Source organism: Phenylobacterium sp., assembly GCF_030693405.1.
In the GTDB taxonomy this organism is placed as follows: Bacteria; Pseudomonadota; Alphaproteobacteria; order Caulobacterales; family Caulobacteraceae; genus Phenylobacterium.
Genome location: NZ_JAUYAW010000012.1, coordinates 44,275 through 54,981, shown reverse-complemented (window position 1 = coordinate 54,981; position 10,707 = coordinate 44,275). Strand labels below are relative to the sequence as shown.

9 protein-coding genes and 1 pseudogene are annotated in these 10,707 nt (G+C 66.4%); 7 read left to right on the top strand and 3 right to left on the bottom strand.

The features are described 5' to 3' along the window. Positions 1-1,032: pseudogene (locus tag Q8N19_RS03160) on the top strand (fatty-acyl-CoA synthase); the annotation flags it as partial. 2 nt (positions 1,033-1,034) lie between these two features. On the opposite strand, the gene Q8N19_RS03155 reads toward Q8N19_RS03160, so the two are convergent. Next, positions 1,035-1,934: an MBL fold metallo-hydrolase gene (locus Q8N19_RS03155; protein ID WP_305588183.1), complete on the bottom strand. Its 900-nt coding sequence runs from the start codon at positions 1,932-1,934 to the stop codon at positions 1,035-1,037. 81 nt (positions 1,935-2,015) lie between these two features. On the opposite strand from Q8N19_RS03155, the gene Q8N19_RS03150 reads away from it, so the two are divergent. Then, entirely contained in the window at positions 2,016-2,174 is a 159-nt protein-coding gene (locus tag Q8N19_RS03150) for a hypothetical protein (RefSeq protein ID WP_305588182.1), read from the top strand. A 13-nt stretch (positions 2,175-2,187) separates the two neighbouring features. Here Q8N19_RS03150 and Q8N19_RS03145 read toward each other — a convergent pair whose 3' ends face one another. Beyond that, a complete protein-coding gene (locus Q8N19_RS03145; RefSeq protein WP_305588181.1) occupies positions 2,188-2,595 on the bottom strand; it encodes a TIGR01244 family sulfur transferase in 408 nt (135 codons plus the stop codon). 120 nt (positions 2,596-2,715) lie between these two features. Here Q8N19_RS03145 and oppB point away from each other — a divergent pair, with 120 nt between their 5' ends. From oppB to Q8N19_RS03130, 3 genes are read left to right on the top strand one after another with little or no spacing between them, the layout of a single operon-like run. Next, positions 2,716-3,639, top strand: coding sequence for an oligopeptide ABC transporter permease OppB (gene oppB / locus Q8N19_RS03140; protein WP_305588180.1), 924 nt, complete (start codon positions 2,716-2,718; stop codon positions 3,637-3,639). Further along, positions 3,636-4,544 carry an ABC transporter permease gene (locus Q8N19_RS03135; RefSeq protein ID WP_305588179.1) on the top strand — a complete coding sequence of 303 codons (909 nt, stop codon included), beginning with the start codon at positions 3,636-3,638 and terminating at the stop codon, positions 4,542-4,544. Before oppB ends, Q8N19_RS03135 begins: the two co-directional genes overlap by 4 nt. A 6-nt stretch (positions 4,545-4,550) precedes the next feature. Next, positions 4,551-5,207 (top strand): hypothetical protein, encoded by a 657-nt coding sequence (locus Q8N19_RS03130; protein ID WP_305588178.1) that lies wholly within the window; start codon positions 4,551-4,553, stop codon positions 5,205-5,207. A 10-nt stretch (positions 5,208-5,217) separates the two neighbouring features. Here the strand turns inward: Q8N19_RS03130 and Q8N19_RS03125 are convergent, their stop codons facing one another. Continuing rightward, the gene (locus Q8N19_RS03125; protein ID WP_305588177.1) at positions 5,218-5,760 is read right to left on the bottom strand and encodes a hypothetical protein; all 543 of its coding nucleotides are present in this window, start codon (positions 5,758-5,760) and stop codon (positions 5,218-5,220) included. 10 nt (positions 5,761-5,770) lie between these two features. Here Q8N19_RS03125 and Q8N19_RS03120 point away from each other — a divergent pair, with 10 nt between their 5' ends. Next, positions 5,771-7,462 (top strand): peptide ABC transporter substrate-binding protein, encoded by a 1,692-nt coding sequence (locus Q8N19_RS03120; RefSeq protein WP_305588176.1) that lies wholly within the window; start codon positions 5,771-5,773, stop codon positions 7,460-7,462. Positions 7,463-7,633: 171 nt separating this feature from the next. Then, positions 7,634-10,651, top strand: coding sequence for a TonB-dependent receptor domain-containing protein (locus Q8N19_RS03115; RefSeq protein WP_305588175.1), 3,018 nt, complete (start codon positions 7,634-7,636; stop codon positions 10,649-10,651). Positions 10,652-10,707: the final 56 nt, after the last annotated feature.

Below are 10,707 nucleotides of genomic sequence, written 5' to 3'. Positions count from 1 at the left end.
CAGATCACCGACCGCGCCAAGGACGTCATAAAGTCCGGCGGCGAGTGGATCAGCTCCATCGAGATCGAGAACCTGGCCGCCGGCCATCCCAAGGCCGTGCTCGCCGCCGTGATCGGCGTGGCCCATCCCAAATGGGATGAGCGGCCCCTTCTGCTGGTCAAGCTGAAGGAGGGACAGAGCGCCACCAAGCAGGAATTCCTCGACTTCCTGGAGGGCAAGATCGCCAAGTGGTGGATGCCCGACGACGTGGTCTTCGTGGATGACATCCCGCTCGGCGCCACCGGCAAGATCGACAAGAAGCTGATCCGCGACCAGATGGCCGACTACCGCCTGCCCACGGCCGAGCCGGCCCCGGCCGCGCCGCTGCTGGCCGCCTCGCCCAAGCTCTACGCCCCGGAACCCGAAGCGACTGAGACCGCGTCCGAAACCCATGCCTCGGTCTGGACGCCGGCCCCGGGACCTGGGGAATCCCTTCCGACGCCTGAAGGGCTGACCGTGCTTGGGACAGAGGCGCCGCCCACCCAACCGGCGGCGACCTCGACCGGGGAGGCCGTGGCGGAGGCCCTCGGCCCTTTTCCCGATGAGGCCGTAGAGGCCAAGGCGACCCCCGAGACGCCGGCGGCCCCCTGGCCGGCCTTTGTCCCCGAGGCCGAACCTGCCCCTGCGCCGGCGCAGCCGAGTTCGGCGGACTCGCCGATCTTCATGCCCGCCGCGTCGTCGCGGCGGCGCAAGTCCTCGCCTGTGCCAGGCCTGTTCATGGGGATCGCCATCCTGATCGCCCTGGCGCCTGCCGCCATGTGGACGGCCGGGACCTATGGGTGGAGCTATGGCTGGGTCAGCGGCGATGTCGCGCGCTCCCTCCTGGCCTGGTTCCCGCAGGTGGCCATGGCCAGCGCCTTCACCGGCGTCATGGCCATCGTGGTGGCGGCGGTTTCGGACTTCCGCCGCCTCTGGGCGCCGGCCTTCATCGCCATCCTGATCAGCGTCGTCACCCTGGCGGTGCTGGCCGCCAGCGGCGGCCTGGGCGTCTAGAGCTAGTCAGCCAGGCGATAGCGACTGTCGATCGACGCCGGTCCGTCGGTGGCCACCTTGCCCCGGCGGACCAGGTCGATCATGTGCCCGAGGACCGACCTCGCCGCGGCGGGGTGCAGCCGGGGATCCACGTCGGCATAGAGCTTCGGCACCATCTCGACGATCCGCTCATAGCCCTCGCCGACAGCGGCCAACACCTGGGCCTCTCGGGCGCGGCGGTGGGCGGCGTAGGCCTCGATGAAGGGCGTGACCTCCCGGATTGGCGGCCCGTGGGTCGGCCACAGCACGTCGAAGTCACGGACCTTCACCCGCTCCAGGCTGTCCATATAGTCGGTCATGTCGCCGTCGGGGGGCGTGATCACCGTGGTCGACCAGCCCATGATGTGGTCGCCGGAGAACAGGGCGTTCTCCTCCTTCAGGGCGAAGCAGATGTGGTTCGAGGTGTGGCCAGGCGTGGCCACCGCCTCCAGCGTCCAGCCGGGTCCCTCAAGCACCTGACCGCCGCCGCACAGGCTGACATCGGGGGCGAAGTCGAAATCGGCCCCGGCTTCGGTGCGGATGGTGGACTCCTCGGCCGCAGCCCCCACCGCGCAGCCATAGATGGCCGCCCCGGTCTTGGCCTTCAGCGGCCTGGCCAGGGGAGAGTGGTCGCTGTGGTGGTGGGTGACCAGGATGTGGGTGACGCGCTCGCCGGGCTCCAGGGCCGCCAGGATCGCCTCCAGGTGCTCGGGCAGGTCAGGTCCTGGGTCGATCACCGCCACCTCGCCGCGGCCGACGATGTAGGTGCCGGTCCCCATGAAGGTGAAGGGCCCGGGATTGCGGGCCACCACCCGGCGGATCAGGGGGGAGACCTGATCGCAGACCCCGTACTCGAACTGGATCTCGCGGACATAGGGAATCATCAGCAGGGGCTCCCGAGGGCGGCGATCCTGGCGGCGCCGAAGTTGCGGAACAGAGGCGGTGATAGGGCAGGGAAGTCAGACATGATCGCAGATGCCGCCATTTTTGTCTCAAAACGGCTCCAGCGGGCGGCCTTCGCCGTGCTGTGTCTCATGGCGGCCCAGCTGACCCTGGCCCTGGCCAGCTGCGAGGCCGAGCCCGCCGCCATGGCCGCGCGGGTGAGCCTGGCGGAACTGCGCTAGGGTTCGCCCAACGTCAGCCGACCACGCCAGACAGATCATAGCCGGCCTCGGCGCCCAGGCCGATGAGCGTCTGCCGGTCCACGGTTCCGGCCTGCGCCTGACCGATGGCCCAGGTGACGATGGAGCGCGTGCCCGACCGGCAATAGGCCAGCACCGGCCCATCAGCAGCCTCCAGCGCCTGCCGCTGCGCCAGGACCTGGGCGGCGTCCGGGCCGCCGCGCACCGGGATCGCCACATAGTCCAGGCCCGCCGCCCGCGCCGCCGCCTCGATCTCCGCCCCATCGGGCTGGGCGGGGTCTTCGCCGTCCGGACGGTTGTTGATAATCAGGAGAAATCCTTGCGCGGCGGCCTGCGCCACATCGCCCACGGCGATCTGCGGGCTGACGGAGAACTGGTCGGTGACGCGGCGGAACTGGGTCATGGAGGCCTTGGGATGTGACGAAGGTTACGGCATTGTTTGACATCATCGGGGCGCGATGAAAGTTTCGCAACGCCCGGCCCCCAGGCCGCAGGCCTTCAGCGGAAGACCAAGCCACCCCTCATGCTGCGTTTCATAGGCCGACGCCTTCTCATCGCCATTCCCACCCTGTTCCTCGTGATCACGGTGGCCTTCTTCATGATGCGCGCCGCGCCAGGCAGCCCGTTTGACGGGGACCGCAAGCTGTCGCCGGAGATCGAGGCCAATGTCATGGCCAAGTACGGCATGGACCGGCCCCTGCACGAGCAGTACGGCGCCTATCTGGCCGGCGTGGTCCAGGGGGACCTGGGGCCGTCCCTGAAATACAAGGACAAGACCGTCCTGCAGATCCTGCAGGAGAATTATCGCGTCAGCCTGACGCTTGGCCTGTCCTCCATCATCCTGGCCACGGTGATCGGCGTCAGCCTCGGCGTGCTGGCGGCCTTAAGACAGAACCAGACCACCGACTATGTGGTTATGACCATCGCTATATTGGGGGTCTGCATACCCACCTTCGTCACCGCCCCGGTCCTGGTGCTGGTGATCGCCTCCAAGCTCGGCTGGCTGCCCAGCGCCGGCTGGAACGGCGGGGCGCTGCCAAACCTGATCCTGCCCATTGTCGTGCTGACCCTTCCGCAGGTGGCGATCATTTCACGCCTGACCCGGGCCGGCATGGTCGAGGTGCTGCGCTCCAACTACATCCGCACCGCCCGGGCCAAGGGCCTGCCGGAGAACCGCATCGTGCGACGCCACGCCCTGCGCGCGGCCATCCTGCCCCTGGTTAGCTATCTGGGGCCGGCCGCGGCGGGCCTGATCACCGGCTCCCTGGTGGTTGAGAAGATCTTCAACCTGCCGGGCCTGGGCAAGTTCTTCGTCATCAGCGCGCTTCAGCGCGACTACACCGTGGTCATGGGCATGGTGATCTTCTACGCCGCCCTGATCCTGATCCTCAATCTGATCGCCGACCTGCTGCACGCGGTTCTCGATCCGCGGGTGCGCCTGTCATGACCGGAACCATTCTGACGCCCGGCTCCCGCGTCGGCGCTGAAACCATGGAAAAGGCCGCCCGGGGCCGCAGCCTGTGGGATGACGCACGCCGCCGCCTGCTGCGCAACAAGGCGGCCGTGGGTGGGATGATCGTGCTGGGCCTGCTGGTGCTGGCGGCGATCATCGGCCCCTATTTCACGCCCTATGCCTATGACCAGATCAACAAGGATCATGTCTGGGCGCCGCCGCTCACCCAGGGCCATCTGCTGGGCGCCGACTCGCTCGGCCGGGATCTGCTGGCGCGGCTGCTGACGGGTCTTCGGGTCTCGCTCGCCATCGGTCTGGTGGCCACCACCGTGTCGCTGATCATCGGCGTCGCCTGGGGGGCGATCGCCGGCTATCTGGGCGGGCGGATCGACGAGATCATGATGCGCGTCGTCGACGTGCTCTATTCGCTGCCCTTCATCTTCTTCGTCATCCTGCTGATGGTCACCTTCGGCTCGAACATCATCCTGATCTTCGTGGCCATCGGGGCGGTGGAGTGGCTGACCATGTCGCGGATCGTGCGGGGCCAGACCCTGTCGCTGAAGCACAAGGAGTTTGTCGAGGCCGCCCGCGCCGCCGGCCTGGGCGACGGCGGCATCATCGCCAAGCACATCATCCCCAACCTGCTCGGCCCCGTGGTCGTCTATGTGACCCTGACCATCCCCGCCGTGATCCTGGCCGAGAGCTTCCTGTCGTTCCTGGGGCTTGGGGTTCAGCCGCCCATGGCCTCGCTGGGCACCCTGATCGCCAATGGCGCCCAGGACATGGAGCTGGCCTGGTGGCTGCTGGTCTTCCCGTCGCTGACCATGGTCGTCACCCTGATGAGCTTCAATTTCATCGGCGACGGCCTGCGCGACGCCATCGATCCCAAGGACCGATAGGGCAGGGTGCGCCTCCTCCTGGTCCCCAGCCCGTTCGTGGGAGCGGTCACCTGGGAGCCTTTTCATCAGGCTAGGCCAGACTCCGTGGTCGTCGACTTCGGGCGTCTGGCCGGTCGGGATGTTTACAGCGAGGTCGCCGAGCGGGTGGCGGAGGCCGCCGGGCAGGACGCCTGCGTTGCGGTCCTTCACAGCAGCGCCGGGAGCTTCGCCCCGGCGCTCGTTCCCCGGGTGGCTGGCCTGCGCGGCCTGATTTTTGTCGATGCTGTCCTGCCGCACCCTGGGCGGAGTGTCATCGATATCTCCCCACCCGAACAGATCGATCATCTGCGCGAGCTGTCGACGGAGGGTCGGATGGCCCCTTGGAACATGTGGTTCCCCCAGGACCCGACCGAGAGGTGGATTCCGGACGCAGGAATGCGCGTTAGCTTTCTGGCGGCGCTTCCGGAGGCGCCGCTCGCATGCCTGGACACGCCCGCCCCCGCTTCAGACCTGTGGGCCGGGGTCCCCTGCGCTTTCGTTCGGCTAAGCCGAGGCTATGAAGCCAATGCCCTGAGGGCCGAGGCCATGGGCTGGCCCGTCCGGCGCGCCGATCTTACCCATCTTGCAATCTTCACCCACCCAGGCGAGGTGGCCCGCCTGCTGGACGGGCTCCCCTTCGCCTGAGCGCCCGACGCTATTGCACCCGCTTGGCGCGCACGGCGCGCTGGCCGTCCAGGTTCATGAAGTAGCTGCTCAGGGAAGCCTTGCGGATCTCCACCTTGGTCCCGGCCCGGGGGCGGCGGCCGACCACTTCGGTGTCGGTCTGCTGCCAGACCGCGCCGTCTTCCAGCTCGATCACCCACTTGCCGCCGGCCTGATAGGCGTTCTTGGCCACCCCGGTGATGTTGTCCATCTCCTCCGGCGCGACGCCACGCTCAAAGAGCGCCATCGAGGGCATCGAGAAGCCGAAGGTCTGGCGGCGAACGGTGCGAGCCTGTTCGCGATCGACCACGACGATGTCGCCCTTGGCTTCGGCCTGATCCATGGCCCCGGCGGCCTGATCATAGCAGGCGAGCCTCGCCGCATCGTCGCCAAGGCCCCGGCAATCGAGCAGGGACTGCAGAATCGCCGCGCGTCCCGGGACGCCGGGGGACTGCGCCTGAGCGCCTAGGGGCGCCAGCGCGCATGCGCCGGCGAGCGCCAGGCTGAGTCTTGCCCCGGGCCAAAAACCTGTCATCGGTTGCCTCATGATCTTTCCAAGCCTCATTGAAGAGGTCCGCCGCGGTCGGCGCAATCTCTTCTCTTCGCCCAAGGCCGCCCTGGCGGTTCTCGTCCCTGCGCTGCTCACCGCCGCCGTGGCCTGTGCGCCCCAGGCTCCGGTCCGTCCCCCATGCCCTGAGGGCGAGGTCTGCCTGCTGATCGGCAATGGATCTGAGCCCGCCACACTGGATCCCCACAAGGCCACGGGCACCTGGGAAAGCCGCATCCTAGCCGACGCCTTCATGGGCCTCACCCAGGATGACGCCAGCGGCGAGGCGATTCCCGGCATGGCCGAGCGCTGGGAGGTCAGTGATGACGGCCTGGTCTGGACCTTCTATCTGCGCGAGGCGGTCTGGTCGGACGGCGTGCCGGTCAGCGCCGACGATTTCGTCTTTTCCCTGAGGCGCATCCTGCTGCCGGAGACGGCCTCGGAATATTCCTCGCTGCTCTATTTCATCGAGGGCGCTCAGGCGCTGAACGAAGGCAAGACCGGCGTTGAGACCCTGGGGGTCAGGGCGATCAATCCCCGCACCCTTGAAATCCGCCTGGTTCACCCGGCCCCCTATCTGACCGAGGTGGCCAAGCACCAGACCATGTCGCCGGTGCCCAAGCATCTGGTGGAGCGGCTGGGCGACGCCTGGGTGCAGCCGCAGAACATCGTCACCAACGGCCCCTATCGCATCGCGACCTGGCGGCTGGGCGACCATGTGCGGATGACCAAGAACCCGCTCTTCTATGAGGCCGACAAGGTCTGCGTCGATCAGGTCTACTATTACCCGACCACCGACGCGGCGAGTTCCGAGCGCCGGGTGCGGCGGGGCGAGCTGGATATCAGCTATGAGGTCCAGTCAAACCGGATCGCCTTCCTGCGGGAGGAAATCCCCGACTATGTGCGGACCCACACCTATCTCGGCGTGGCCTATATGGCCTTCAACTCCAATGTGGAGGCGCTGAAGGACGTCCGGGTGCGCCGGGCCATCAGCATGGCGCTCGATCGGGAGTTCATCACCGACAAGCTGCTGCGGGGCGGTCAGGTCCCGGCTTACAATTATGTGCCGCCGGGCGTGGCCAACTATGTGTCGCCGCCGGAGCCGGAATGGTCGAAATGGCCGCTGGAACGCCGCCAGGATGAGGCGAGGCGTCTGCTGGCGCAGGCCGGCTATGGCCCGTCCAACCCCCTGAAGCTCGAGATCAAGCACCGAAACTCGTCGGACCCTACCCTGTTCATGCCCGCCATCCAGGCCGACCTGAAGCAGGTGGGCATTGATCTCGCCCTGGCGCAGAACGAGGTCCAGATCGCCTATGCGGCCTATCGGGTGCGGGACTTCCAGATCGCCGACGCCGGCTGGGTCGCCGACTATAACGATGCCATGAGCTTCCTCTATCTCAACGGTTCGACAGCCGGATCGCAGAACTACGGCGACTACAGCAATCCCCGCTATGACGAGTTGCTGCGTCTGGCCGACAATGAACCGGACTCGGCGACGCGGGCCGGCTACCTGGCCGAAGCCGAGCGTATCATGCTCGAGGATGCGCCCATTGTTCCGGTCTATTTCCTGAACACCAAGGCCCTGGTGAACCCCAGGATCACGGGGTGGGTGGACAACATAATCGACCACCACCGGACGAGATATCTATGCGTCCAAGATGCTCAGCGTGCGGATCGGGGCATAAATTGATCGCCGAGCGCCTTAGCCATGACCAGTCTGTGTCTGGAATGTGACAGGTTGCCCGCGAAAACATTGCGGCTTGTTAATGGCCGTTGACCCCCGTTCCGTAACCCCCGTAACTCCCCCGTAACCCGGGTCGTTCTCGATCCGCGGGACACTTTTTTTGTGGGGAGCGGCTCGGTGCCTGTCCGTATCGGACCTGTGATCGGCCCGCTGGAGGATCTGACCTTGAACATCAAATCCAAGCGAGAGCGCCTGTTGGCGTCATCGATGATCTGTGGCGCGGCTTTCGCCGCCATGGCCGTTTCGCCGGCCACCGCCCAGGTCGCCGAAGTCCAGGAACTGGTCGTGACCGGTTCGCGCATTCAGGTGCCCGGCCTTGAGTCGGCCAGCCCGATCATGACGGTCGGCGCGGCGGAAATCGGTCTGCAGCAGCAGCCGGAAGTGGAGAAGATCATCCGCTTCCTGCCCATCTCCGTCCCCTCGGACGGCGACGCGGTGAACAACGGCACCGCCGGCGTGTCGACCATCAACCTGCGCGGCCTTGGCGCCAACCGGAACCTGATCCTGATCGACGGTCAGCGGGTCACCCCGTACAACGTCGACGGTGAAGTCGACGTCTCGGTCATCCCCACCGCCTTCCTGGAGCGGATCGACATCATCACCGGCGGCGCGTCTGCCGTGTACGGTTCGGACGCCATCTCGGGCGCCATCAACTTCATCCTGAAGAAGGATTTTGAAGGCGTCGAACTGGACACCAAGTACTCGGTCTCCGGCGAAGGCGACGGCGAAGTGGTCACCACCTCGCTGACCTTCGGCTCCAACATCGCCGATGGCCGCGGCAACGTCGCCATGAGCATGAACTACTCCAAGCGTGAAGGCGTCCTGCTCGGCTCCCGTCCGCTCGGCAACCTCGGCATCGTCACCGCCACCGGCGGCAACTATCAGAACTTCCTCGACGGCATTGCGCCGACCCCGGCCCCGGCCGGCTGCGGCGGCCCGGGCTCGGTGGCCGCCGGTGGTTCGACCACCACGGTCCCCACCCGCACCCAGATCACCGGCGTCGGTTCGGCTGCGTTCCAGTTCCGCGAAGACGGCAGCCTGGGCGCCAACTGCGGCGTGTTCAACTTCAACCCGTTCAACTACTACCAGACCCCGCAGGAGCGTTACGGCGCCACCGCGATCGGCTATTACGAGCTGGCCGACAACGTCGAGGCCTATGGCCGCGTCATCTACTCCTCGACCAATGTCACCCAGCAGGTCGCCCCGTCGGGTATCTTCGGCAACTCCTTCTTCGTGCCGCTGGCCAACCCCTACCTGACCGCTCAGGCTCGCACGACCCTGATCAATGCGGCCAACACCGCCCGCACCGCCGGCACCCTGCCGACGACCAGCTGGCGCGACCTGAACAGCAACGGCGTGGTCGACACCGCCGATGACCTGAGCCTGGTCATCCGTCGCCGCACCGGTGAGCTGGGCGCCCGTTCGACCCAGTACGACAACAACCTCTTCCAGTTCACCCTCGGCCTGCGTGGCCAGCTCCTGGATAACTGGAACTGGAACGTCTACCTCCAGAAGGGTCAGGTTGACCGGACCAGCATCTCGGCCGGCTACACCAACTCCACCAACTTCGGCAACGCGCTGAACGCGGTCTCCACCACCACCTGCCGCGTTGACACCGCCTCTTGCGTGCCGATCAACGTCTTTGGCGCCTATGGCACCATCACCCCGGCCATGGCGGCCTATTCCAGCGCCACGGCGATCATCTCCGAAACCTACGAACAGACCATCTTCAACGCGTCTGTGAACGGTGAACTCGGCGCCCTGCAGAGCCCCTGGGCCTCGCAGCCCGTCGTGGCTTCGGTCGGTGTCGAATATCGTGAAGAGTTCGGTCGCTTCACCCCCGACGAGTGCTGGAAGCTCGCCCCCGTCAGCTGCCTCGGCGGCGCCGGCGGCAACCAGCTCCCGATCTCGGGTGGCTTCGACGCTCACGAGATCTTCGGCGAAATGATCGTGCCGATCGCCATGGAGCAGCCCCTGGCCCACTCCCTGGGTCTGGAACTCGGCTATCGCTTCTCGGACTACAACCCGACCGGCAGCTACAGCACCTGGAAGGTGGGTCTGAACTACGAGCCCTTCGACGGTCTGCTGGTTCGCGTCATGCGCCAGCGCGCCGCCCGGGCTCCGAACGTTGGCGAACTCGCCGCGCCGGTGATCACCGCTCTGCGGAACGCCGACTACGACTACTGCTCGCTGGGCAACCCGAACGCCATCTCGGCTGAACTGCGCGCCCGTTGTATCGCCACCGGCATGACGGCCGCCCAGGTGGGTACGGTCCAGGACATCGTGTCTGGCCAGATCAACACCTTCGAAGGCACCGATCTTCAGAACCTGCCCCAGGCGGAACTGGCTGACACCACCACCGTCGGCCTGGTCTGGAGCCCGACCTTCCTGACTGCCCTGCGCAGCCCGGTCGTCTCGATCGACTACTACGACATCGAGGTGAAGGACTACATCGACGCCTTCTCCGCTCAGGAAACCCTGAACGGCTGCTACGTGGCTGGCATCAACGAGTTCTGCCAGCGCATCGTCCGCGTCAACGGCGACATCGCCTCGCCGGGTTCGGGCGTCCGTCGCTTCACCACCAACCTCGACTACCGTCGCGCTGAAGGTATCGAAGCCTCGGTCAACTTCGGCATCGACCTCGACACCGTCGGCCTGAGCGAGCGTTGGGGCAGCCTGGCCTTCGCCTGGACCGGCAACTACTACCTGACCAACGAGTTCCTCTCGAGCAACGTCACCCCGGTGGTCGAGTGCGTTGGTTACTTCGGCACCCAGTGCGGCAACCCGACCCACAAGTTCCGCTTCGTCCAGCGCACCACCTGGACCATGGGCGACCTGCAGGTGTCCTACCTGTGGCGTCACCTGAACAAGGTGGAGATCGAGCCGGTTCAGCAGGCCAACACCTTCGCGGCCTTCCGCGAAATCGAGGCCTACAACTACATCGACCTGGCCGCGAGCTACGCCTTCAATGACGTGGCCAAGATCACCTTCTCGGTGCAGAACGTCCTCGAGAAGGACCCCCCGGTCCTCGGCAACGAAGCGGCCACTACTTCGGCCAACTCGGGCAACACCCTGCCCAGCGCCTACGACACCCTTGGCCGCATCTTCGCGGTCGGCCTGAACCTGCGGTTCTAAAAGACCTCAGCCAGACCTGGAGAGGGGGCGGCGGACTTCGGTCCGCCGCCCTTTCT

Excerpts from the sequence above, each read along its gene's own strand:
- Q8N19_RS03135 (WP_305588179.1), top strand. The coding sequence starts at position 3,636 with ATGACCGGAACCATTCTGACGCCCGGCTCCCGCGTCGGCGCTGAAACC.
- Q8N19_RS03120 (WP_305588176.1), top strand. The coding sequence starts at position 5,771 with ATGATCTTTCCAAGCCTCATTGAAGAGGTCCGCCGCGGTCGGCGCAAT.
- Q8N19_RS03155 (WP_305588183.1), bottom strand. The coding sequence starts at position 1,934 with ATGATTCCCTATGTCCGCGAGATCCAGTTCGAGTACGGGGTCTGCGAT.
- Q8N19_RS03150 (WP_305588182.1), top strand. The coding sequence starts at position 2,016 with ATGATCGCAGATGCCGCCATTTTTGTCTCAAAACGGCTCCAGCGGGCG.
- Q8N19_RS03145 (WP_305588181.1), bottom strand. The coding sequence starts at position 2,595 with ATGACCCAGTTCCGCCGCGTCACCGACCAGTTCTCCGTCAGCCCGCAG.
- Q8N19_RS03125 (WP_305588177.1), bottom strand. The coding sequence starts at position 5,760 with ATGACAGGTTTTTGGCCCGGGGCAAGACTCAGCCTGGCGCTCGCCGGC.
- oppB (WP_305588180.1), top strand. The coding sequence starts at position 2,716 with ATGCTGCGTTTCATAGGCCGACGCCTTCTCATCGCCATTCCCACCCTG.